Raw genomic sequence first — 22622 nt, 5'->3', positions numbered from 1 at the left:
AGCGCCGAATCGGTTACCCTCTCGTCCGCTTGGGACGTCGTCTAATGGCAAGACATGCGGCTCTGGACCGTAGAATCGGGGTTCGACTCCCTGCGTCCCAGCCACTTCTCGATACCACTCTCCAAGCCTCTTATTAGCGATGGTTTAGGCTCGATCAAGCGAGTCGACTCGCTCTCTTCAGCAGGTTTGTGTGACGGCTCGCCAGAGCCACCCACCAACGGCGTCATTTTGCGTAACAGCGCCGCCGAAATCGGAGGGAGGTAGGCTAGCGTAGATCTTGGTGGTTGCCAGGTCGCTTTGCCCCCTGAGACCAGCGATGTCAGCCAGGCGAACCCCTGCCCTCGCAGGTGGGTCCCGAAGGAACGACGGAGCGCATAAAGCATCGCTGCCTGAGGGGTGATCTTGGCTCGCCGGCAGACGATCTTGAAAATCTCGAGGAGGTGTCTTTCTCGATTCCCGGCCTTGTTGGCGACGACCCAGACCTCGGAGCGACGCTCTTTGCGAAGGTCAGCAAGGAAGGAGATCACCGGTGACGGGAGAGGCACGATCGCTGGACCAGTGGGCTTTCGAGAACCGGGGCAAACCTCTGGCTCATCGGACCAGGCAGCCAGCCCTGCTGATTCAAGTTGAGGCTGAAGAGTCAGGGAGGAGGGTGGAACTGTGACTACGCCGGCACCTAAAGCATGAGCGTCGAGCGCAGCGCTACACCCCTCCCTAGCTACGGCGAGGTTCTCATCGCTCTTCCGAACCTATTGATTGCGGCTTCTGTGGTCCTCTGGCCAGTGGTGCAGGCTTTGCCAGTACTCGGTCGCCTCAGCCTCCTCTTTGAATTCCAGCAAGCTTCCAACTTTCGACACCAAGGCCTCTTGGACCTCCGACGGGCTCGCAAAGAAAAATTCCTTACGGCTATTCGCGAGGTTCACACGGCGCGGCGCAAATTCCTCGTGCAATTCGGCCTCGAGGGAGACTGCATCCTCTGAGAAGAAGAGTCCATGCACATCAAACCGAAAAGGCACCGAGGCCCCGCTAAGCTCGGAAACGCGCACTAGCGGCTGCAGGCGGCGAGTAAGCCCTATCTTGACGACTCCTCTCCCAAAAGAGCCACGATTAGATATGACATACACGTAGCCTGCTCGGATGTTGGCCGCCCGGTAGTCATTGTGCTCAATCGCCACCTCGACTTCGCTTAGTTTGCTCTCCAGGTCCTCATCCGAAGAGCCGCCCGCCCGAAGAGTTGCCAGGGCGTTCAGGAGGTGGCTGCGTTCTTTCTCTAGCCGCTCGCGCTCCGCCGCCAACTCGGCCTCGACCCGTCGTTCCTCCCGGAGGCGGGCCCGCTCCTCTCGGGCCGCGAGCCTCTCTTCCTTCTTCTTGATCAGGTAGTCCGCTGTGAGCTCGATCTCCTCAAGTCGTAGCGCGTGGTACCCGGGGCTAATCTGCATCTCCATAATGCTGCCGAGCTTTCTGATCGCCCTGCGAGAAGCCTCGACTCTCTTCTTCGCGGTAACTACGTTTCCAGCTCTCAGCGAGCGAAGACAATTGTCTACCTCAGCGTTGTAAGCGCGAAGCATCAGTCGAGAGAGGTTCGAGGACAGCCTGCGCCCCTGCGCGAGCGAGTTGTTGAAGGTGAATCGGCTCGAGACCTCGATCGCGCTTCTGAAGCGCACTTGATCTGCGATTCGACTCGACAGCTTCTTCAGGGTTTCCTTGTAAGCAACCGCGCTTTCCAGCGGGTGGTGGTATTGGTAGATGCCCACCTCTTGGAGCACCGCCTCGTCGCTCAGGGTGATGGCATCGTCCTCTAGAGGATCAGAGTCTAGGCGTGCGCGTAGTGCCGCGTTCTCCGCTTCGAGCTGTGCGACCCGGTCCACCGAAGCGCTGTCGGCCTGTCTCGCTTCCGAGTTCCCCCTGGGCAACTTGGCAGGAGAAGTCGACTCAGCCTCATCTTGCTTCCCGTCCTCGGCAGTTGCCGGAAGCCACAGTTCCCAGCCCTCGGGCGGCGCAGGCCAGGCGGGGTCCGGTGACCAGCCAGGTGGCGGCTTCCAGCCCTCTGGCGGTTTTGGCCAGCCAGGAGGGGGATTGAAGATAGCCGAGTCATCGGTCATGCCTGACGGACCCCTGATGCATCAACCGTAACTAGCCCAAAGGGATTCTTGGATATCACCGCACCAAGATGCTCAAGGCTGGCGGTTGGCACGACGGCCGATAGGTTCAGCTCAAGGAACTGATCTCGGTCAGTTGCCAAGGCGACGAATGGGAAGTAGTCCATCCGCCCCGTTGCTGGTCTGACAGTCTCTGTGCCCAGTTCCATGGAGATGGTCCTAATGAGCCCCCGGCGGTCGGCTTCGAACACCTCATGCACCGACCGAAGCGCCACTTGATGGATGGCACTTTCGTACCTCTCTTTGGACGCTTTCTGGGAAAGGGACGTTGCCATGATTTCGTCTTTGGATTTGACGTATCGGTAGGCCTTGACGGTCGGCATTGCTTCGGGGGGCGGAACGACAACCCGCAACCGGAGCTCGGCGCTATTTGGGTCGAAGTCAAAGTCGTGATCGACAGGAAATACCGGAGGGTAGACAGAGTTCGCCAGCACGATGGACACGTACTCTTGAATCGCTTCGGCAGTTCCGTAGCCAAGATTGGTTATGAAGGTATCTAGCCTAGAGTTGTGTTCGGCAACGGCCTTTTCACGCTCGGCGCACTCTTTCTCATACTTCCCTCTCTCAGCCTTGAGCCGCTCTAATCGCTTCTCCTCGCGCTCTGCGGCGCCCCTCAACTCAGCCTTGTGAAGGGCTTTGAGCTCTTCTACTTTGGAGCGCCAGGCAGTGACGGCTTCCACATGAGCTTCATTGGCTGCCGCAACCGCTCTCGCTGCCTTCTTCCGGCCAAAAAGCGCCGCAAGCCCCTTCGGTGCCCTTGGTTCAATGAACACTGGCTCTGGCGACTCAGAAGGTGGTTCGGGTGGCTGGATGGGTACCTCAAGATCCGGGTGGCCAAACGCCGGGTGCTCGGCCTTCTTCCGGAGAGAGTCCAAGTCTACATAATCATCTACATCAAGCGTGGCTGCTAATAGGGATTCAATCTCTTGGAACTGCTGCTCAAGCTCGCTGTTCTGCTTGTCGACCTCGGCTTGTCTAGCGGCGAAGTGAGCAGCACGAGCCTCTTTTTCGAGCCTCTTCTTCTCAGCAGCGTGGGCTCTTACAGCTTGCTGCCTAAGGCGCTCGGACTTCTTCCGGGCTCTTTCAAGATCACGGATAGCCGCCTTCCTAGCTCGCTCCTCCTCTCGCTCCGCCCTTGCTCTTGCCTTTTCCGCCTGTCGCACTTGGTGGCTAATCTCTGCAAAGAATCCCCGCCTTGCCAATGTCTGCCTCCTCTTCGTTGGCCGTGTGCTGCCCAAGCCTCCCCAAAGCAACCAAGGAGAAGTGTCCAAGCTAGAATTTCCTGCCCAGAGGTGGAAGCCAGAGCATGATTTCAAGAATTCGCTCAAGATGTATTGCGGACATCCTACAGGACCGCCCGACCTGCCAACTCCAACTCGGTCCACCGAGCATAGGAAGGCGGGTCGTTGGGGCACCTCTTCAATCGGATACCACCGAGGCCAACGGTAGGGAGGTCGCTATGAGGTATCTCCTGGCTCTTGCCGAAGAGGCAGGGGCGATCTCACCGCCTCCTTAGGCTGCCGGATAGAATCGGACCGCGCACCGGAGCGCAAAGGAGGTGGCACTATGGTGGTACCAACGATCAAGGAGCAGATTCTTAGTGACCTGGACCGGCTCTCGCCCAAGCAACAGGAGCGGGCCGCCGCGCTGGTCCACGATCTGGCCAGGTCCAGCCTTCAGGGAGCCTCGGTCGAGGATCTGATGAAGGTTGCCGGCACTCTTGACGACAAATCGGCGCGCGAGATGATGGAAGCAATCGAAGAGGGATGCGAGCAGGTTGACGCGGATGGGTGGCGGGTCGACGCCGATGAGTGGTAGGTACCTGCTCGATACCAACGTCGCCATACGTGTGCTCAATCAGGACGTTGATCTTGAAGCCCGCCGCGGTCTCGGGATCAAGTCTTTTCTCTGCCTCATGGTCGTCGGTGAATTGCTCTTTGGGGCTGCGAAGTCAGCTCGTCCCGAGGCCAACCGTCGCCGGATCGAAGGGCTGGTAGAGGTCTGTCCGGTGATGCCACAGGACATCGCGACTGCTCAGCAGTACGGGACGCTTAAGGCGCATCTCCAACAGCAGGGGCGGCCGATTCCTGAGAACGATATCTGGATTGCAGCCTGTGCCCGGCAACACGATCTGATCCTGGCGACTCGTGATCGCCACTTCGCTCAGGTCGAATCTCTTCAAGTCGAGGCCTGGTAGCGGACGAGGGAGGCAACACCAAAACTGGCCGAAAGGCGCAACTGAGCGGATGAGGTAGCCCGCAGATTCGAGCCAATCGCCCCGCGTCTTGATTCGGCGCCTCCTCCGCTGCCCTGAGAGGCTGCCGTAGAGGGGCCGCGCAGGGACGCCTCCGAAACGAAGATGGGCTTGTACTCGAGAGAGACGACCGTCTAGGGCTCCGTCGCTATACTCTGTCCTGATGGATCGCAGGACCTTCCTCCGCGGCGCAGCAGGCGCCATTCTCGGCCTTCAGCAGCTTGCTCTGAGGATTCAACCTCAGGAAGCTGCGGGGCGAAGAAGCGTCACGCCTGCCTTGGACTTCAAGGTGCTGGTGATCGGCGCCGGGGCCGCGGGACTCGCCGCCGGCTTCGCCCTCGAGCGCCGCGGCGTCGAATTCGAGATCCTCGAGGCCTCCTCTCGTATCGGCGGCCGCATGAAGCGGATCTCCGACTTCGCTGACTTCCCCATCGACCTCGGCGCAGAGTGGATTCACACCGCGCCTTCGATTCTGGAAGAGTTGGCGCACGATCCAGAGGCTGGTCGCAAGTTCGAGGTCGTCAAGTACAACCCTTGGATCTCGACCTGGAAGGGCGGCCGGATCCGCAAGAACCGCCTCGCTTCACTCGTCTATGCGGAGCACAAGTTCAAGCGGACAACCTGGTTCGGCTTCTTCGAAAAACACCTGGCGTCCAGAATCCAGGGCCGCATTCGTCTCGACAGCCCGGTCCGGGCCATCGACGTTTCGGGCCGCCGAGTCCAGGTGATCACGCAAGACGGCACGACTCACAAAGCCGATCGCATCATCGTCACAGTCCCCTTGACGGTCCTGAAAGAAGCGGAGATTCAGTTCACTCCCGAGCTGCCCGGGGAGAAAGTCGCGGCGTTGAACCGCCTCTCGATGCCGGATGGCCTGAAGTTGTTCTTCGAATTCCGGGAGCGGTTCTACCCCGACCTCCTCCAAGGCGGACCCAATAAGATCCAGGGCTGGGGCGAGAAGATCTACTACGACGCGGCTTTCAAGAAGGACAGCTCGAGGAACATCCTCGGTCTGTTCACCGTTGGGGACCCTGCGAGACCCTACGCAACGGCCGCGACCGACCAAGAGACTGTCGACCTCGCGCTGGACGAGCTCGATCGCATCTTCGGCGGCGCAGCCTCCAAGCACCATGTGAAACACGTCGTACAGAACTGGTCGAAAGAACCCTTCATCCGAGGTTCCTACACCTTCGATACCGACGCGGCAACCCGGGCCATCCTCCGCTCGCCGCTCGAAGGCAAGGTCTTCTTCGCCGGCGAGACCTACGCCGAAAGCTGGGCCACCGTGCACGGCGCCGCCCTCTCCGGGTTCGAGGCCGTGGATCAAGTCCTGGAGAGCACCTCCCGAACGTTCTAGCCCGCCCTTCTCACGAGGTTTCCTGGCGAGAGGCCGTAGATTCTTGAAGATGCAAGGCATCCGTCGCTGCCACGACGCTGCCGTACTCGACGTACTGCGAGGAGAGCAAGCGACGGATAACGCAGCAGATTCGGGGACCTACGGACTCGCAGCGGAAAGCTGGTGAGAAGGACGGGCGAGGGCTACTGTCGTAACGACGCTCCCGGCGGCGTCTCGAGGGCGTTGGCCAGCCAAACCCGGGCGGCCCGCCATTCCCGAGCCACGGTGGCCAGCGAGACCCCCAGGACTTCTGCGACTTCCTCATTGGTCAAGCCGGCGAAGAAGCGCAGCTCGACGATCTGCGCGGCTCGTGGCGAGACCGAGCCGAAGCGCTCCAGAGCGCGGTGGAGATCGAGGAGGTCGATCGAGCTCTGCTGCCGCTCGGCGAAGCTGGAAGCCAGCGTCACCGGCGTCGGATTGCTGCCGCGCTTCGCCGCGTCGCGCCGGCGGAAACGGTCGACCAGGACGCTGCGCATGACGCGGGCAGTGAGGGCCAGGAAATGCAGACGATCATTGGTGCTCACCGTCGAGCCCATCAGTCGCACGAAGGCCTCGTTCACCAGCTCCGTGGGTTGCAGTGTCTGGGCAGAGCCGCCGCGCCGAATGTAGCGATTGGCCAGGCTGCGCAGCTCGTCGTAGATCTGCGGGACCATGGCCTCGAGATCGGTTTCTTCACCGACCCGCCAGCGCGAGAGCAGCTCGGTAACCTCCGGTAGATCGGGAGTTTCGTCAGCCATCGAGCGGCGAGAATAGCAGCGATCAAGAAATACCGAGCGCGGCGAGTCGCTCCTTCGTCTCTGCGATTTCGTCTTGCATCGACTCGCCTCCGGCTGCAAAGAGCTTGCTCGCTTCCTCGAACCGTTGCCGCGCCTCGTCGCGCCGCTCCAGGTGCCAAAGGGCTGCGCCGAGATCGACGGCGCTCAAGCCGATCTCGCGATGGCCCGGGTCGAGCTGGGTGACCCGGATGCGATAGGCGCGGTCGGCGTAGCGGACGGCCAGGCGGTGCTCGCCGTCCAGCACCAGCAGCCGGGAAAGGTGGCCGAGGCTGCGGGCAAGGTCGAGATGCTCCGCGCCCAGCTTCTTCTCGCGAATCTTCAGGGCGCGCTCTTGCAGCGAGCGGGCCTCGTCGGGGCGTCCCAGATCTTCGACCGTGCGGGCCAGGTTGTCGAGACTCCAGGCGGTCTTCGGGTGGTCGGCACCGAGGGCCCGTTCGCGGATCGCGAGCGCCTTGCGGTGGATGGCCTCGGCGCGCTCGAGGCGCTCGAGCTGTTGATTCAAAACCCCCAGGTTGTTCAGCGTATCGGCCAGCTCGTGATGCTCGTCACCGAGGCGGGCGCGCTGGTGGTGCTCCGCCCGTTCGAACATCGGTGCGGCGTCCTCGAGGCGGTCTTGGCTGGCGATGGCGGCGCCCAGGTTGTTGTAGAGCTGGGTGAGGATCGGATTTCCCTGGTCGAGCACCGGCTCGAGCAGCTCGATCGCCTGCCGCCACTGATTCTCAGCGTCGGCCCAGCGTTGCCGGGAGAAGTAGACGGTGCCCAGGGTCGCCCGCCCCCAGGCGATGTCTCGGCCTCCGTCGTCCTGCAGCTCGTAAATCCGGATCGCTTCCTGGATCGCCTGTTCGGCGCCTTCGTAGTCACCCTCGGCACGGCGCAGGCGGCTCAGCAGGTTCAGTGCGTTGCCGCGCAGCGAAATGGCCGGCGAGGAAGTCAAATCCGCGACGAGAGCGAGGGTCTGGTCCAGCAGCTCTTTCGATTCGGTCCAGTTGGCGAGCCGGTGCTCGATCTGAGCCAGCTCGAGGTAGTTGCCCGCGATGAGGGTCAAGGGGCGAGGGTCGAGGGTCTCCTGCGTGGCGATGCTCGACCGGAAAGAGCTGCGCGCTTGGTCAAACTCTCCCAGGTTCTTGTAGATCTTGCCCACCTCGTGAGCGATCCGGGCGCGCACCACCGGGCGATTCTGGAGGTCCTTCTCACTCAGCTCGGCACCACGGGCAACCAGCTCGAGGGCGGTCGTTTCGCCGGGTGCTTTGTCGGCGTTCGGCGAATGGGTGCTCGACCGCCGGAAGAGCCCGACCAGGAATCGGGAGACCTCGTCGGCTTGGTCGCGGGCGTCGACCGCCGCCTCGGCCTCGGCGACGGCCCTGCGCTCCGCCTCGCGGGCCTGAAGCAGACCGGCGACGGTGCCGACCGCGCCGAGGACCAGGGCCAGCAGAACCGCAACGGCGGCGACCACCACGGTGCGGTGTCGACGCACCAGCTTGCTGAGCAGCAGCCGCCCGGTGAGCGGGCGGGCACGGATCGGCTCGTCGGCCAGGTGGCGCTCGATGTCATCGGCCAGCTCGGCGGCCGAAGCGTAGCGCCGACCGGGGTCCTGCTCGATCGCCTTCATCACGATGCTGTCGAGATCGCCGCGCAGCTTCTGCGCCAGCTTCTGTGGATCGAGGCTGCGCCGGCTCGCGATCTGGGCACGGCGATCGGATTCGAGGCTGGTGATTTGGGTCGACGGACGGTCGGCGTCGCGCTCCAACCGCTGCTTCATCATCTGCAGCGGATCGTTCTCCGGAGCCGGCCACGGCAGAGTTCCGGTGAGCAGCCGGTAAAGCAGAACGCCGAGGCCGAAGACGTCCGAGCGTGCGTCGACGTCGCGGCCGGACTCGAGGGCTTCCGGACTCATGTAGGCCGGTGTCCCGAGGAAGCGGTCGCCGGTCGCCATGGTGGCGGCGGCCAGTGGCTCGTCCAGCCCTTTGGCGATGCCGAAGTCGATCAGCTTCGGAATCGGCCTGCCATCGAACTCCGTCACCAAAACATTGGACGGCTTGATGTCGCGGTGGAGCAGCAGCTTCAGGTGAGCGTGGTGGGTGCCTCGGCAAACGTCGCGGAAGAGCCGCAGACGCTCCTCGATGGGCAGCTCGGCCTGATCGCAGTAAGTGGTGATCTTGTCCCCATCGATCAACTCCATCGCGAAGTAGGGCAGCCCGTTCTCGGTCGTGCCGGCTTCGAGGATGCGACCGATGTTGGGATGGTCGAGGCGGGCCATCGCTTGCCGTTCGGCCTCAAAGCGAACCTTCACCTCTTGACTGAGCCGGGTCAGGCGCAAGATCTTGAGCGCCACTTCGCGCTGCACCGGCTCGGTCTGGGCGGCACGGAAGACCATCCCCATGCCGCCTTCGCCGAGCAGCTCGAGGACCTCGTAGGGTCCGATCGACTTGCCGACCCAGGTCGGCGGAAAAGCCGCCGGTGCGGGCGTGTCGAGGAAGCCGCTGATCGAGCCGTGGGCGGAGAGCATCCGACGCACAACGGTCGCCAAGGCCGGATCGTCGCACTCGTCGAGAGCACGCTCCCGCTCCTCCGGACCCAACTCGCCGACCTCGGCGAGTAGAGCGAAGACTCGGCGTTCCTGTTCGAGGTCCTGGGTCGGTTCGGAGCTCACGGTAGAGACGAAGGTACCATCGAGATGGCGCGTTTTAGCGTTCCTGGGAGGGCATGCCGAGGTGGCGATAGACTTCGAGCGATGAACAGCGACGAAGCACTTCACCTCCTCCACCAGCACCTCGCCTTGGTCACCGAGAGCGGCCTGCGACCGCAGATTCGACCGCAGGTAGAAGCCGAGGCCATCGCGGTTGCCTGATCCCTGCCTCGACCTCGACCACACGGAGAGGAACCGATGAGCGCTCTCGGTCCAGGAATCGCTCGGGCAGTGGTCACGGCGCTGATCCTCGGCGTGGTGTCGTCCTTCGGCGATTGGCTGTGGGCGAGCTTCATCCCAGACGGTGCGGTGGTCCCCGGCATCGTTCACGGCGTCCTGATCTTCCTGATTCTCGCCCTGGTCCTCGGCCGAGCCTCGGGAGTCGCCGGTGCGACCCGCAGCCTGCTGAAGACGCTGCCCATCGGCGGCCTGCTGATTGCCGCCGCCTTCTATCCGATCGCGATGGTCGTGGGCTATCTCGGCGGCCTGCTGATCACCTGGATCGCCATGTGGCTGACCCTCGCCACGCTCCTGCGCCGAGCTCGGGGTGGCCGCGAGAGCCGCGGCCGCGCCCTGACCCGCGGGGCGATCGCCGCCGGCCTCTCGGGCCTGGCGTTCTGGGCGATCTCCGGGATCTGGACCAACCCTTCCGCCGAGCCGGTCAACTACCTTCTCCGCGCCGCCTATTGGGCCTTCGCCTTCTTCCCCGGATTCGCCGCCCTGCTCGTCGGACAACCAGACGACTAAGGGCTGCGAGCAAAGACCCTGCGCCCGGCGCGGAGAGAGCCCTCACCCACCGAGGTCGCCAAGGCCGCCAAGGCCGCCGACGGGTGAGGGTTTCCCCGAACCCCGGGGATTCCTAACCCGGCCTTCTCCCGAGGTTTCCTCGCGAGAGGCCGTAGGTTCTTGAAGATGCAAGGCATCCGGCGCTGCCACGACGCCGCCGTACTCGACGTACTGCGAGGAGAGCAGACGACGGATAACGCAGCAGATTCGAGGACATACGGACGCGCAGCGGAAAGCTCGTGAGAAGGACGGGCTAATCCTCCGGGGAACGCCTCAGGGCTTGCGCTCGAGCGCTTCGACCAGAGCCGTCTCGCGATCGAGGATCCGATTCATCTGAGCGGCAAGGGCGGTGAACACTTCACGACGAGACGCTTCGTCGAGGGTGCATTGCGCCGCCAGCGCAGCGCGACGGGCGCGCAGCTCGCGAACGGTCTCGGGAGTGTCGGGAGCACCGGAGCGCAGTGCCTCGTCGATGGCCTCGGTCCACTCGATGGCTTGGCCGAGCGGCCCGCCTCCGGCCGCCACGGCGAGATCGACCAGATCTTCGAACGCCTCGCCGCTGGCCCGCGCCAGCTCAGCGGCCGATCGAAGATCGGGACAGCCGGGAAGCTCGCTCGCCTGCTCGAGAAAGTCCGCGAACAGAGGCCGGCCAGCGGCCGGCGCCGTCAGCTCCACGGTGAGACACTCCCACAGGCGCCAAAGGGCAGCAAAGGCATAGGGTCCGCTGTCGAAGGTTCGCAGCCAGCCCTTCTTGGTGGTCAGGTCGCCCATCGCTTGGGCGGTACGGGCCAAGCCCTTGAGCCCGAAGTTGTTTTTGAAGTTGGCGTAGGGTGCGGTTCTTTGATTGCTGACGTAGAACTCGAGCGCTTGGCGCGTCGCCGCCACGGGATCGCCCACCGTGGTGTCACCAAAGGACAGCATTCGATGCTTGGCCTTTTTGATGCCGGCTCGAGCCGCCGCGAGCTGCTCCTCGCTGAGCGTCCACTGCGCCTGGTCCTGAACTCGAAAGGCGTCGCCGACCTTGGAGACATTGACGTGACGCGGCCACTGCCCCTGCCAGATCGGATCCAACCCGAGCCACGGCAATCGCGCTTGATCGACGGCGAGATGGGCGACGCGAGATTGCTCCAGAACCTGGTCGAGAGCTCGGCGGCTCTTGCTGGTGCTCCCGCTCTCGAAGCGATCCGGGTTGATCCCGGCATGCTCCAGTGCCCGATCGACGACCGGCCCCGGAAGAGAAAAGCTCCGACAGGTGATGGTCAGGATCGGAGCAACGTTCTGGTACTGAAAAACAAAGCTCATGAAGCCAGGGCCACCGGAGAGTCCGAAGAGGCGAGTCTCGGAGAACGGAGCCCCGGTGGCAGGGTCGACGATACCGGCGGCTTGGAGCGCCATCGCCAGGGCCCCGAGGTCCGTGAGAATGGTCCCTGGCGGTACCGCTTCGGCGGCTGGAGAATCGGCGTTGGAGCTGGCGTTCTTGAGCAGGGCGAGGCGCGCTGCAGCGTAGCGCTCTCCGGTCTTAGACATCCGAGCGCGCACACGAGCTTTGAAGCTTGACTGCTGTGTCATGACATCTCATCCTCTGGTCCCATGAGCACAACAGAAGTCGCCCCCTTCCACTGAGCTCATGGTCTGAAACCTAGAGATCGTCAGACACTTGGCGCTGGAGAAGTCCGGGCTCCCCTTTGCTCCGACGAGAGGCCTCGGGGCGAGAGGCCTGCAGGAGTTGGGCGCTCAGCGCGGCCGCCGCCTTGAACTCTAGCATTGACCGCCACCGAACCTTCAAGCCTGCGCCTTCCCATGAGAGAGTTGAGAACAAGGCCCGGACTAAACGCTCCGGTCCCCAACCACCGAGAGGTCGTCGAGGTCAAAGAATGACCAATACTCCAGATCCTCCTTCCGAGGGGGCAACTCCGAATCCGCCCTCGTCGGCCCGGGGCGAATCTCCGCTGGGCGTCAAGTCGATGCTGTTGGGATCGATCACCTGGGTGGTGCTGCTGGGGATTTGCGTTTTCGGCGGCTTCGCAATCGCCATACTGTCGGACAACCGATCGATCGCCGGCCCTCTCGCCGGCCTGGTGCTGCTGATCTTCTTCGGGTCGGCGATTCCCTTCGGCTTCGGCACCTCCTATGGCATCCGAGCCGCATCCCGAGAACCGAAGCTGATGGCCTTCCTCGGCGGCGGCATCAACGGCTGCGGCCTGCTGACGATCCTCTTCGTCCTGGTCGCGATCGTGATCGAATCCCTCTCCAGCTAGCCCGCCCTTCTCACGAGCTTTCCGCTGCGCGTCCGTATGTCCCAGAATCTGCTGCGTTATCCGTCGCCTGCTCTCCTCGCAGTACATCGAGTACGGCTGCGTCGTGGCAGCGACGGATGCCTTGCATCTTCAAGAACCTACGGCCTCTCGCCAGGAAACCTCGTGAGAAGGCCGGGCTAGCCGCGAGGACCCTATGTCACGACCGGATCTCGACAGCCCCGAACGTCTCGAGACCTTCGTCCGCGCCTTCTACGAGCGGGTCCAGCGGGACGATCTGCTCGGCCCCGTCTTCGTCGACCAAGCGGGAGTCGACTGGGACGAGCACATCACCAAGCTGACTGCCTTCTGGTGCGCCGTCGAGCTGCGCATTCCAGGGTTCCACGGCTCGCCGACCCAGAAGCACTCGGTCCTGTCGCAGCAGATGCCCTTCCGCGCCGAGCAGTTCGGGCGCTGGATCGAGCTCTTCCGGGAAACCGTTGACCAGAGCTGGCAAGGCCCCCACGCCACGTCGATCAAGGCCCATGCCGAAAGGATCGCCCAGATCCAGTCGCGGGTCGTCCAGGGCGCCGAAGCCTGGGAGTAGCGCCGGAGGCAGGTACCCCTCGAGGCCGCCGGGACCTCCATCGAGGGATGCCCCGGCCGATGGCCCCTTCAGCAACCCGTAGGACACAGGCGGACCGCCCTAGCAGCTCGACTCCTGAGCTGCTGAAACGTTTCTCCGCCGAGAACACACCCGGTGCAGATTCCAATCTGCGATCCGGGGCAGGTTTCCCCCAACGAGCGTCGACCGGCTACGGACCCAGCGTCCCTGCGATCGGCGAACAGCCAGCGTGTATTCGCCCTGCGGTCGCTTCTTCTCAAGCCTTCCGGGAGGAAGAGATGACAACGAACCAGACACCTGTCACCGCCGATATCGTCGAACCCACCACCGCTCTGCGCGACGCGCTCGCCCCGCACCTCGCCCACTTCACGTTGTTCCACCTGCAGGTCGATGCTCTCCGCCGAGCCCTGTCGGCAGGAGAACCGGTCGTCCTGCGCATCGCAGACCGCGAGCTCGAGCTCACCCTCGAGCCTCATGCGATCTGGGACGGCGACCTCGCCGACTCGGTGGAAACCGCCCGCGAGCTCGAGCGCATCGGCATCTACCGCGGTCACCTCACCCACCAGCCCGAGAGCAGCGTCCAGCTGGTCATCGCCCCGGGCTTCTTGCAAGGACGAATCGCGACTCCCGGGGAAACGACCTTCTTCGAGCCTGCGGCCTCCTTCAGCGAGAGCCTTGATGACAGCCTTTTGGTGCTGTATCGGGATTCGGATCTCATCTCCTCACCGAACCCAACGGAGCCGAGCTGCGGCAATCCGACCGAAGTCTCGCCGGTCCCGAACACCCCTCCGACAGAAGCGATGAATCCGACCTTTACGGTGCCGATCGCGATCGAGGCCGACTTCGAGTTCTGGAATCGAAATCAGAGCAACTGGAGCGCCAAGATTCTGGGCGTCCTCAACGAGGTCAGCGCCGTCTTCGAAAGCCATCACGGACTGCGCCTCGTGGTCACCCACCTCGCCGTCCACAAGTCGGCGAGCGCACAGCCCTACAAGTCGACCAAGGACACGACGCTACTGGGGCAATTGCGTGCCTACGGCGGCCAGATCACCGCCGAACGGGCCCTCACCCATCTGTTCAGCGGCAAGGAGCTCGACGGCAACATCGCCGGCATCGCCGACACCGGCACGGTGTGCAAGACACCGACCTATGGTCTTTCCGCTCTGCCCTTCGGAAGCCAGAACGGCTTGGTCGCCCTGGTCTCTCACGAGCTGGGGCACAACTTCGGCGCCCTGCACGTCGGCACCGAGCACTGCCAAGGGCCCGACGCCATCATCATGTGCCCATCCTTCGGCACCAAGCGCATCTTCCTGGCTCCCAACATCAGCCGCATCGCGGCGCACGTGAACGCCCACTCCGGCTGCTTGTGGTCGGGGGACTTCAGTCGTGGGCGAGCCCTCCACCCCAACGCCAAATCGCGTCAAACCCCGGTCGCCTTCGACTTCCACGGCACTCCCAATCTCGACCCCCCGAGTCCCGAGTCCATGGTCTTGTGGACAGCGGAGCACGCCCGCGGCGGCATCTACTTCAGCAGCCGACACCAGGGCGAAACCTGGAAGGCTCCCGAGATCGTCGGCGGAGGCGACTGGCGCAACTACCTGACCTACCTCTACTCGGCGGCGCTCCCGGACAAGCTCAGCGACAATGAAGGCCTGCAGCTCGTCTGGCGCGGGTACGAATGGAACCAGCCGGAAATCTACGGAGCTCGCGGAACCTGGAGCCAGATGAAGGGCTGGACCTGGAGCAAGCACTCCGAGATTCAAGGCAACGCCACGCCCGAATCACCGGCTCTCAGCCGCTTCTATGGCATCAAGACCGGCCGCATCCTGCTGTGGGTGGAAGATGAGGACAAGCGCCGCCTCTGCTACAAGACCTCCGAGGATGGCGGCATCTCCTGGGGAACGCCTCAGCGAATCGGTGACGCCTATGCCAGCGAGAAAACACCGGCTGCGATCCCCGTCGGAACTCAGCTCCTGGTCTTCGGCAACTCGAAAAGCGCGACGCGGGAGCTCTGGTACACGAGCTGGAATACTCAGACCTGGCAAGCACCCAAGACCATCCCGGGCGCTTCGTCGGACTTCTCACCGGCGGTCACCGAGCTGAATGGCGAAGTCTTCGTTGCCTGGAAGGAGCGCGGCGATGGCAGTCGCATCCTCTACAGTCGCTCTTCCTCTCCCTTCGAGAGCTGGTCGCAGCCCGCTCCGATCAACGGCGACCCGCACCACGCGGCGTGCGCACCGGCTTTGGCCAACCTCGGGGGGCAAGTGAGGATCTTCTGGATCAACGCCAACGACCACCACCGCATCTACCACGCTCGATTGCTCTGATCGGCGAAGAGAGACCCGAGTCATGCCGTTGGAAACAACGGCATGACCTCCTCCAACCCTCGCCCCCAGTGCAGGAATTTTCGGCGCCGAAACGCGTTTTCATGGTCGAGGCTTCTCGAGGGCCAGTCGAGAATGAGCTTGAGAATTCTTCAACTAGGCACTACGATCGGAGAATCATGAAGACCAACGACGACATCACCAAGTTCTAGCGACTCGCTCTGGGTTCGCCCTGAACCCCAGCGACCGCCAGCAGCCCAGCTACCTCTCGGTAAAAGTAAATCTCTCGAACCGAGGCCCTAGGTTCGGGTCATCCCTCAGCGGCTGCAAGTCTTCATCCTCTCCAGCCCATCGCGCCCAACCTTCCGACCTGGGAAGAGATTCCAGGAAGCCCATCGCACGGTAGAGGTCTCCTTCCTTTCGGCGGTCACAGAGGGCGCAAGCCGTGTTGTAGATCGCTCGGTAGCCATCGGCTCTCTCCTCCTCATCTGCACTGTTGCGAGCCCGTTCGATGACTGCGGCATAAGTGCCGAGGGCTTGGTCCAGTCGCCTCTGAGCCCACTCCAGCTTGCCTTGAACGAAAAGGGTCTCGACACTGACCTCGGCCCCCGCGCCAAGCAGCGGAACCAAGATGCCTTCGGCCTCCTGAAGTAGTGACGCACCCGCCGAGCGTGACGAGTCCTCGTGACCGGCGGTCACCTGCTGGGTCGATCGCTTGCTGAGCGTCTCCGCCCATTCAATCAGCGTCAGCGCCATGAAGTTCAGGGCTCGGGCCTTTCCACAACTGCTGGCATTGAGGTCTACCGCCAACTCCCGGCTCCGCTCGAACCGCTGCAAGGCGCGGGCATAGAATCCTTGACTCTTCCAGTGGCGTCCCAGCCGAAAGAGGATGTCGAATCGGGTGTTCGGATCCCTGGCGAGCCCGAGCGCATCACCAACAATGGCCACGCGATCGGCATCCAAGAACTCGTCGGTACGCTCCATCTCGGGATGGGTTCCGTCAATGTAAGACCCGAGCGCCTCCAGTCGCTCGAGAGCCTCTCGCACAAAGCGAGCCCAGCTCTCTCCCAGAGAGTCCCGCATTTTCCGAATCTCGGCGACTTGGGCTTCGGCCTGTTGGCGAGCCTCGCGAAGATTTCGCAGCTCCAGTAATCCGATCGAACCAGCTACGACCAGAATGAAAGCGAGCACCGCCACGAAGACCTGCATCGCACCCACCAGCGTGTCGGCCTTCTTGGAAGCTCGGTCCCCACGCATCGCGGCCTGTTCGGCTCGTTCGGCAGCGACCTCGGCACGTTCGGCAGCCGCGACGACTGCTTCGCCAACAGCGTCCGCCCTCGGATCGTCAGCCTGCGATGACAAGGCTGCTCCGCAGGCTGGAGCGACGGCCATCCATATGAAGACAAGGCTCCACAGCGATCGTCTCACCATCTTCCCTCCCGGCGACAACAATTAAAATATTACTCAGACAATACGATAAACCCTCTCAACTCTCGACCGGTGCCGCCGTGAACCTCGACCCTCTCCTCACCGACTGGTAGGAGCGAGAGACGGCGATGAACCAGAGACCTCCATCCCCCACCGCGGACCGTGACAGCGAGCTGTTGGCGGTGCGCTGTCAGCTCGGCGAGGCCGCTGCCTTCGATGAGCTGGTGGCGCGCTGGCACGGACCGCTGTGGCGCTACGTGCTCGCCATGTGTGGCGACCCGGCGTTGGCCGAGGAGATCTTGCAGGACGGCTGGCTGCGCATCCTGCGCGCCCTGCCCGCCCTGCGACAGCCGTCTCGGCTCCGCCCCTGGCTGTTCTCGATCCTGCGCCGCGCGTTTGTCGATCGCCTGCGAGCGCGGGCCGGCGAGAGCCACCTCGAGCCCCTCGCCGAGGAGCCGAGGGCGGCTCGCGAGCCGGAGCTGCCGTGGGAAGACCTCGAGCTCCTTACCCAAGCCCTCGAGGAGCTCGAGCCCTGGGATCGCGAAGCGACGGTTCTCTTCTACCTGCGAGAGCTCGAGCTGCGCGACATCGCCGAGGTCCAGGGCGTACCCGTGGGCACGGTGAAATCGCGCCTGCATCGATCGCGACGCCTTCTTCGCACCTTTCTCGAAGCCCGAGGAATCACCTCCGAGGAGCTCTCATCATGAAGCCGACCTCACCGCGCCCCACCGTCGAGGTCATGCAGCGCAAACTCGCTGCCGAGCTGTCGCCGCGGCGGCGCATCGTCTACCTCCTGCTGCTCTTGTTCGACCTCCTGGGTGCCGTTGCCGTCGCCTCCCTCTGGCTGACCGAGCCGGGACTGCCGGTTCGCACTCAACTGGCCTTCGCCGGCCTGCTGGCCTTGGCGGTCGCCTGGGCAGTGTTCTTCGCCTGGACCCTGAGCCGCCGCCACGTCCTCCTCGCCGAGCACCGCCTGATCGCCGGCCGGCTCGCGGTGGTCGTCACCGGGGCCTTCACTGCCGGTGCCGTCACCCTGGCTCTGACCCAGGCCGATCTGCGGCACCTGGGGCTGACGGCGAGCGCCTTCGGCGCGGCGCTGGTCACCATCGCCGGCCTGGCGCTGCGGCAAGCCCGCCAGCGACACCGGGCGCTCCTACACCGCCGCGACGAGCTGCTGCGCAAGGCAGGCATCGCGGTGCTGCTGTCCCTGTTTGTCGGGATCACAGGGTTCGCGCCCGCGGTCCAAGGCCAGCTCGCCGGCGAGAGCCCCCTCGAAGTCCAGGCTCAGACCGCGCCCCAGGTGGTCGATGCCCTCGGCAGAAAGCACCTGGTCTACGAGCTCCATCTCACCAACTTCGGCACCACGGCGCGACAGATCACTCGCCTCGCTGTGCTCGGGGAGTCCGGTGACGAGATCGCCGCCTGGGAGGGCGAGGCCCTGCACCGCCGACTGGCCACCGTTGGCAACCCTTCGGCAGCACCCGGTCGGCTGTCTCCCGGAGGACGCGCCATCGCCTACCTCTGGCTCGCCCTCGCTGCCGGTACGGAGGCCCCGAAGAAGGTGAGTCACCGGGTCGAAACCACCACCGACGAGCGCCTGGAAGATCTGTCAACCGCCCCCCTCGAGGTCGAGGAATCGCCCGAGCCGATCCTCGCCGCGCCGGTCGGCGCGGGCACCTGGGTCGCCCTGCGCGGCCCCTCGAACGCGTCGGGCCATCGCCGCGCCCTGATCGCTCTGAACGGTTCGACCAGCCTGGCTCAGCGCTTCGCCGTCGACTGGGCGCGCCTCGGACCGGACGGTCGCCTGTTTGCCGAAGATGGCTCCGAAAATCACCACTGGTACGGCTTCGGCGAAGCGGTGCTGGCGATGGCCGGCGGCAGAGTCCATTCGGTTCGCGACCACCAGACCGACCACCCTCCCGGCGCCGAGCAGGCGGCCCTGCATTCGAATCGTGCCGCGCTCACCGGCAATACGGTGGTGATCGACGAAGGCGACGGCCGCTACTCGACCTACGCCCATCTGCGCGCCGGCTCGATCCGGGTTGCGCCCGGCGACCGCGTCGCCGCGGGAGAGCCGATCGCCGAGATCGGAAACTCGGGTCACAGCCTGGCTCCCCACCTCCACCACCACCTCTCGGACCAACCCGAATCTCTGGCCGGAGAGGGTCGCCCCTTTCGGCTCTCCAGCTACCAGTTGCTCGGTCGCCTCGCCTTCCGCGATGCCCTGGCGGGAAAGCCCTGGCAGCCTTCACCGCAACGACCGGCCCGCTGGGTCAAGGCCGAGCTGCCGCTCGAGAACATGGTGCTGCGTCTCGCCGCCTCGAAGGACTGAGCAGACATCCGGTAGGGTGGCGGCCATGGACTCGATCGCCGACATCCGAGCCACCCTCGCCGCCCTCGGCACGGCCGAGCGCGCTACCAACGAGAAACGCTACCTGAAGAGCGACCTGGAGTTCCTCGGTGTCAAAGTGCCGACCATTCGGCGCGAGGTCCGCCGTTGGCTCAAGGCCCGGCCGGAGATTGGCCGAGCCGAGCTGGTCGCCCTGGCCCACCGACTGTGGCAAACCCGGGTCCACGAGCTGCGTACCTTCGGGGCCCAGGCCCTCGCCTTACGGGTCGGACTGCTGACGGCGGAAGATCTGGCGCTCACCGAGAACCTGCTGCGCAAAGCCAACACCTGGGCCCACGTCGACGAGCTGTCGGTGCGCCTCGCCGGCTCGCTGGTCGAGCGTTTTCCGGCCGCCGGCCGCGCCGCCCTCGATCGCTGGAACCGGGACGACAACTTCTGGCTCCAGCGCGCCTCGCTCCTGGCGTTGCTCATCCCCCTGCGCGAGGGCCGTGGCGACTGGCCGCGCTTCAGCCGCTACGCCGACCACCTGCTCGAGGAGAAGGAGTTCTTTCTGCGCAAGGCGATCGGTTGGGTGCTGCGAGAGGCCAGCCAGAAGACCCCCGACAAGGTCGCCGCCTGGGTGCGCTCGCGCCTCGACCGCATGTCCGGCCTGACCTTCCGGGAAGGCACCCGGCGCCTGCCGGAAGAGGTCCAGGCCGAGCTGAAGGCCGCCTACGCCGCGCGCTGAAGACGCAGGGTCCGCGAACCCACCGCCGTCAGGTAATTCACCACCACCCCCAGCACGCCGGCGTGGATCCCGCCGACGTTGCGCAATCCCAAGGCGTACAGGGTGACCGCCAGGCCGAGGCCCAGAGTGAGGCCGAGGAGGATGTCGCGGGCGCTGTAGGCGCGCCGGTCGTCGGCCTCGTGGAGCGTGCCGAGGACGAAGGCGGGAGACATCTGGATCAGGATCTCGAACTTGATCACCAGCAAACCCCAGAGGGTGATCCGAGGGGCCAGGGCGACCCCGACCAGCAAGGCCATGACCGCGATGCTGAACCAGGGTCCCCAGCGCAGCAGGCGCTCGGCTTCGGCGTTGTCGAGGCCGCGGGCGCGGGCCAGAAAGTCCTTGGTGAAGATGGAGGACAGGGACAGCAGGCAGGAATCGGCGGTCGACATGATCGCCGCCACCACCGCCATCATCACCGCCAGCACCGGCAGGTAGGCGAGGGGCTGCGCTTCGACCAGGTAGGCGAGCACACGGAAGGTGATCTGATCCGTTTCGGCCCCCTCGAGACCCGGGAAGAGGGCGATGCCGGCGAGACCGATCCAGACCACTGTGGTGATCGCGATGAGGGGCAGAAAGGCCATCCCGCTCAGGGCTCGCCGCAGGGTGACCATGCTGCGGGCGGCGTAGATTCGCTGGATTGCCTGGGGATAGAGAGGCGCCCCCAGGCCGAGGAGCAAGAAGTTGCTCGCCCACACCAGGCACATACTCAAGTCAGGACTCGCCACCTTCTCTGGCGCCACCGCCTCGACGGACGCGATCACATCCGCCGGTGAGCCGACCTCGAACGACAGCAGCACTACGACCAGCAAGAGCCCGCTGAACAGCAGGCCGCCTTGCAGAACGTCGGTCCAGGCCACTGCCCGCATGCCGCCGAGAAGCTCGTAGACCAGAATCACCACCGCCCCTACCAGCACCGCCGTGGCGAAGGGCACGGCGCCGTTGGTGAGGCCAGCGAAGGCATGGCCCATGGCCATCAACTGGGCCAGCAGGTAGTTGAACAAGGTGACCACGAAAATGGTCGCCGACAGGTAGTTGAGCAGCGGGCTGCCGAAGCGCCGCGCCAGGAAATCCGTCGGCGTCACGAAGGAGCCTCGCCGCGAGCGGGCGAAGAGGGACGGCACGAACAGGGTGTAGCCGGCGACGATCGCCACCATGAAGGTGACGCTCATGAAGTAGGCCAGGCCCTGGCGGTAGGTTTGCCCCGGAAACCCGGACAGGGAGTTGCCGCTGTATTGGGTGGCGAAGAGGGTGAGCAGCAACACCATCAGGCCGAGACGCCGTCCGGCGAGGTAGAAGTCGCTGAGGGTGCGCTCACGCAAGGCGCGCCTGGCCAGCGCCCCCACAAGCAGCAAGAGCGCCACGTAGCCCCCGGCGGCCAGCACCAGGTCGCGGCCGAGGTCGGTCACGGCTCCCCCTCACCGTCGTCCCGCCAGTAGCGGGTCAACCCCCAGGCGGTGACGCAGGAAAGGGCGAGGGTGAAAGCACCGCTCCACCACAGCCAAACGGGCAAGCCCAGCCACGCCATCGGCTCGCGGCCGATGAAGGGAAAGGGCACGGTGCCCAGAGCGGTCAACGTCAGGGCCCAGCGAAAGCCGCGGTGGGCGCGGGGCTCGTCTTTCATGATGGCGCCGAGCCTACACCGGCCCTTGCCTAGTCTGCGGTCGGCATAGCGCTGGCGAAGCGCACCACCTGCTTCACGAAGTCTCGGAACTCCGTATCGCGGTCGAGACCCGGCTTCGAATCGATCTGACGCACCGCCACCAGGTCGGCCGCCGGCACCACTACCAGGTACTGCCCGAGGTAGCCCTCGCCGTAGTAGGCGTCGATCTCTCCGAGACGCCAGTCGAAGTGCTCTCGCAGCGCCGCCCGGCCGTGATTCCCGAGCCAGCGGCGCGCCTTCTCCGGGGATCCCATTGCCTGCGGCAGGAGCTCGCGCACTTCGCCCCAGGAAGAGAAGGTCTTGCCAGCGAAGGCCGCGAGCCAGGGGAGAGTCTCGAGATCGGCGGTCGCCGCCAGCTCGATCTCCTGCGAGCCGGCATGGCGCCACCAGAGCAAACCGGCCAGCGGGTAGTGCTCCTGGCCGGGAGCCAGCATCTGGTCGACGAAGTCGGCAGCGAGCAACGCTTCTCCCTGCCACTGGCCGCGGTCGAGCACCAGGCGGCCGAGCTTGGCGACATCCGCCGCGTAGAGCCGCAGTCCGGCCATGGCATGAGGCGATCCCGAAGCATCGAAGTACCACTGATAGGTCTTGATGCCGAGGAGAGCGAAGAGCTGCTTCTGGATGAAGAGGTCCATGCGCTGGCCGGACGCCCGCTCGACAATGCCGGCGAGCAAATTCACCGCCTTGTTGTTGTAGGAGAAGTGTTCCCCGGGGGCGTGATCGAGCTCGGCGGCGAGGGCCAGGCGCACCGCATCGGGGCTGGGATAGATCTCGGCGCCGGCGCTGGGGACGTTCTGCAGGCCGGAGGTGTGATTGAGCAGATGGCGGACCGTGATCTGCTGCTTGCGCCCCTGCTTCCACTCCGGGAAAAAGCCATGGACCGGCTGGTCGAGGCTCTCGAGGTGCCCGAGGGAGAGGAGCCGGCCGATGGCGAGGGCGACCACCGACTTGACCGCCGACATCAGCTCGTAGGGCTGCGGATGCTGGCCCTCCGGACGCCAGTCGATCACCACCTGGTCACCGACGGTGACGTAGAGGGCATCGCTGCGGCTGGCCTCCGCGGCGGCGATCAGGCCCTGCCGGTCGAGGCTCGAAACGCTCTCGTCTGCTGCCGCCTGCAGTCCCCCGAAAACCAGCAGCAGAGCGGTCCCCAGCGCAACGATGCGCCCCAAGAG

General features: G+C 64.6%; 19 protein-coding genes and 1 tRNA gene. 11 read left to right on the top strand and 9 right to left on the bottom strand.

Annotated features, from left to right (window positions below):
• Positions 1 to 30: 30 nt before the first annotated feature.
• Positions 31 to 104: transfer RNA gene (locus tag AAF604_03235), tRNA-Gln, on the top strand.
• Positions 105 to 749: 645 nt separating this feature from the next.
• On the opposite strand, the gene AAF604_03230 is transcribed toward AAF604_03235, so the two are convergent.
• Together AAF604_03230 and AAF604_03225 are read right to left on the bottom strand one after the other, a co-directional pair.
• Positions 750 to 2102, bottom strand: a complete 1353-nt coding sequence (locus tag AAF604_03230) for a DUF4041 domain-containing protein (protein ID MEM7048640.1) — start codon at positions 2100 to 2102, stop codon at positions 750 to 752.
• On the bottom strand, positions 2099 to 3361 hold the full coding sequence (locus tag AAF604_03225) for a hypothetical protein (GenBank protein ID MEM7048639.1): 1263 nt from the start codon (positions 3359 to 3361) through the stop codon (positions 2099 to 2101). Before AAF604_03225 ends, AAF604_03230 begins: the two co-directional genes overlap by 4 nt.
• Before the next feature lie 364 nt (positions 3362 to 3725).
• On the opposite strand from AAF604_03225, the gene AAF604_03220 reads away from it, so the two are divergent.
• From AAF604_03220 to AAF604_03210, 3 genes are all read left to right on the top strand, one after another.
• Complete coding sequence (locus AAF604_03220; GenBank protein MEM7048638.1) at positions 3726 to 3977, top strand: hypothetical protein; 252 nt, start codon at positions 3726 to 3728, stop codon at positions 3975 to 3977.
• Positions 3967 to 4356, top strand: a complete 390-nt coding sequence (locus AAF604_03215) for a type II toxin-antitoxin system VapC family toxin (protein ID MEM7048637.1) — start codon at positions 3967 to 3969, stop codon at positions 4354 to 4356. The genes AAF604_03220 and AAF604_03215 overlap by 11 nt, the downstream gene beginning before the upstream one ends.
• Before the next feature lie 334 nt (positions 4357 to 4690).
• Complete coding sequence (locus AAF604_03210; GenBank protein MEM7048636.1) at positions 4691 to 5770, top strand: NAD(P)/FAD-dependent oxidoreductase; 1080 nt, start codon at positions 4691 to 4693, stop codon at positions 5768 to 5770.
• A 182-nt stretch (positions 5771 to 5952) separates the two neighbouring features.
• Here the strand turns inward: AAF604_03210 and AAF604_03205 are convergent, their stop codons facing one another.
• Both AAF604_03205 and AAF604_03200 read right to left on the bottom strand, forming a co-directional pair.
• Positions 5953 to 6546: an ECF-type sigma factor gene (locus AAF604_03205; GenBank protein MEM7048635.1), complete on the bottom strand. Its 594-nt coding sequence runs from the start codon at positions 6544 to 6546 to the stop codon at positions 5953 to 5955.
• A gap of 22 nt (positions 6547 to 6568) precedes the next feature.
• A complete protein-coding gene (locus tag AAF604_03200; protein ID MEM7048634.1) occupies positions 6569 to 9235 on the bottom strand; it encodes a serine/threonine-protein kinase in 2667 nt (888 codons plus the stop codon).
• Positions 9236 to 9469: 234 nt separating this feature from the next.
• On the opposite strand from AAF604_03200, the gene AAF604_03195 reads away from it, so the two are divergent.
• Positions 9470 to 10018 carry a hypothetical protein gene (locus AAF604_03195; GenBank protein MEM7048633.1) on the top strand — a complete coding sequence of 183 codons (549 nt, stop codon included), beginning with the start codon at positions 9470 to 9472 and terminating at the stop codon, positions 10016 to 10018.
• 312 nt (positions 10019 to 10330) lie between these two features.
• Here AAF604_03195 and AAF604_03190 read toward each other — a convergent pair whose 3' ends face one another.
• Positions 10331 to 11584 carry a DUF4872 domain-containing protein gene (locus AAF604_03190; GenBank protein MEM7048632.1) on the bottom strand — a complete coding sequence of 418 codons (1254 nt, stop codon included), beginning with the start codon at positions 11582 to 11584 and terminating at the stop codon, positions 10331 to 10333.
• Positions 11585 to 11931: 347 nt separating this feature from the next.
• Between AAF604_03190 and AAF604_03185 the strand changes: the two genes are divergently transcribed.
• From AAF604_03185 to AAF604_03175, 3 genes are all read left to right on the top strand, one after another.
• Positions 11932 to 12315 (top strand): hypothetical protein, encoded by a 384-nt coding sequence (locus AAF604_03185; protein MEM7048631.1) that lies wholly within the window; start codon positions 11932 to 11934, stop codon positions 12313 to 12315.
• Between the two features lie 193 nt (positions 12316 to 12508).
• Entirely contained in the window at positions 12509 to 12898 is a 390-nt protein-coding gene (locus tag AAF604_03180; protein MEM7048630.1) for a group III truncated hemoglobin, read from the top strand.
• Between the two features lie 296 nt (positions 12899 to 13194).
• Positions 13195 to 15243 (top strand): M12 family metallo-peptidase, encoded by a 2049-nt coding sequence (locus tag AAF604_03175; protein ID MEM7048629.1) that lies wholly within the window; start codon positions 13195 to 13197, stop codon positions 15241 to 15243.
• Positions 15244 to 15501: 258 nt separating this feature from the next.
• Here the strand turns inward: AAF604_03175 and AAF604_03170 are convergent, their stop codons facing one another.
• Complete coding sequence (locus AAF604_03170; GenBank protein ID MEM7048628.1) at positions 15502 to 16671, bottom strand: hypothetical protein; 1170 nt, start codon at positions 16669 to 16671, stop codon at positions 15502 to 15504.
• A 125-nt stretch (positions 16672 to 16796) separates the two neighbouring features.
• Between AAF604_03170 and AAF604_03165 the strand changes: the two genes are divergently transcribed.
• The 3 genes from AAF604_03165 to AAF604_03155 are packed head-to-tail and all read left to right on the top strand — an operon-like array spanning position 16797 to position 19745.
• Positions 16797 to 17375, top strand: a complete 579-nt coding sequence (locus AAF604_03165; GenBank protein ID MEM7048627.1) for a sigma-70 family RNA polymerase sigma factor — start codon at positions 16797 to 16799, stop codon at positions 17373 to 17375.
• Entirely contained in the window at positions 17372 to 19000 is a 1629-nt protein-coding gene (locus AAF604_03160; GenBank protein MEM7048626.1) for a M23 family metallopeptidase, read from the top strand. Before AAF604_03165 ends, AAF604_03160 begins: the two co-directional genes overlap by 4 nt.
• Before the next feature lie 25 nt (positions 19001 to 19025).
• Positions 19026 to 19745: a DNA alkylation repair protein gene (locus AAF604_03155; GenBank protein ID MEM7048625.1), complete on the top strand. Its 720-nt coding sequence runs from the start codon at positions 19026 to 19028 to the stop codon at positions 19743 to 19745.
• On the opposite strand, the gene AAF604_03150 is transcribed toward AAF604_03155, so the two are convergent.
• Genes AAF604_03150 through AAF604_03140 form a run of 3 tightly spaced genes read right to left on the bottom strand, consistent with a single transcriptional unit; the run spans position 19730 to position 22619 of the window.
• Complete coding sequence (locus AAF604_03150) at positions 19730 to 21193, bottom strand: sodium:solute symporter family protein (protein ID MEM7048624.1); 1464 nt, start codon at positions 21191 to 21193, stop codon at positions 19730 to 19732. The two genes, AAF604_03155 and AAF604_03150, sit on opposite strands and share 16 nt — an antisense overlap.
• Positions 21190 to 21408 carry a hypothetical protein gene (locus AAF604_03145; GenBank protein ID MEM7048623.1) on the bottom strand — a complete coding sequence of 73 codons (219 nt, stop codon included), beginning with the start codon at positions 21406 to 21408 and terminating at the stop codon, positions 21190 to 21192. Before AAF604_03145 ends, AAF604_03150 begins: the two co-directional genes overlap by 4 nt.
• Before the next feature lie 29 nt (positions 21409 to 21437).
• Positions 21438 to 22619 carry a serine hydrolase domain-containing protein gene (locus tag AAF604_03140; protein MEM7048622.1) on the bottom strand — a complete coding sequence of 394 codons (1182 nt, stop codon included), beginning with the start codon at positions 22617 to 22619 and terminating at the stop codon, positions 21438 to 21440.
• Positions 22620 to 22622: the final 3 nt, after the last annotated feature.

The organism is Acidobacteriota bacterium (genome assembly GCA_039028635.1).
Classification (GTDB): Bacteria; Acidobacteriota; Thermoanaerobaculia; order Multivoradales; family JBCCEF01; genus JBCCEF01.
This window is presented reverse-complemented; position numbering and strand designations above follow the sequence as displayed.

Coding starts and splice junctions, on each gene's coding strand:
- AAF604_03230 (MEM7048640.1), bottom strand. CDS start 2,102: ATGACCGATGACTCGGCTATCTTCAATCCCCCTCCTGGCTGGCCAAAA.
- AAF604_03220 (MEM7048638.1), top strand. CDS start 3,726: ATGGTGGTACCAACGATCAAGGAGCAGATTCTTAGTGACCTGGACCGG.
- AAF604_03215 (MEM7048637.1), top strand. CDS start 3,967: ATGAGTGGTAGGTACCTGCTCGATACCAACGTCGCCATACGTGTGCTC.
- AAF604_03205 (MEM7048635.1), bottom strand. CDS start 6,546: ATGGCTGACGAAACTCCCGATCTACCGGAGGTTACCGAGCTGCTCTCG.
- AAF604_03195 (MEM7048633.1), top strand. CDS start 9,470: ATGAGCGCTCTCGGTCCAGGAATCGCTCGGGCAGTGGTCACGGCGCTG.
- AAF604_03190 (MEM7048632.1), bottom strand. CDS start 11,584: ATGTCTAAGACCGGAGAGCGCTACGCTGCAGCGCGCCTCGCCCTGCTC.
- AAF604_03185 (MEM7048631.1), top strand. CDS start 11,932: ATGACCAATACTCCAGATCCTCCTTCCGAGGGGGCAACTCCGAATCCG.
- AAF604_03180 (MEM7048630.1), top strand. CDS start 12,509: ATGTCACGACCGGATCTCGACAGCCCCGAACGTCTCGAGACCTTCGTC.
- AAF604_03175 (MEM7048629.1), top strand. CDS start 13,195: ATGACAACGAACCAGACACCTGTCACCGCCGATATCGTCGAACCCACC.
- AAF604_03170 (MEM7048628.1), bottom strand. CDS start 16,671: ATGGTGAGACGATCGCTGTGGAGCCTTGTCTTCATATGGATGGCCGTC.
- AAF604_03165 (MEM7048627.1), top strand. CDS start 16,797: ATGAACCAGAGACCTCCATCCCCCACCGCGGACCGTGACAGCGAGCTG.
- AAF604_03160 (MEM7048626.1), top strand. CDS start 17,372: ATGAAGCCGACCTCACCGCGCCCCACCGTCGAGGTCATGCAGCGCAAA.
- AAF604_03155 (MEM7048625.1), top strand. CDS start 19,026: ATGGACTCGATCGCCGACATCCGAGCCACCCTCGCCGCCCTCGGCACG.
- AAF604_03145 (MEM7048623.1), bottom strand. CDS start 21,408: ATGAAAGACGAGCCCCGCGCCCACCGCGGCTTTCGCTGGGCCCTGACG.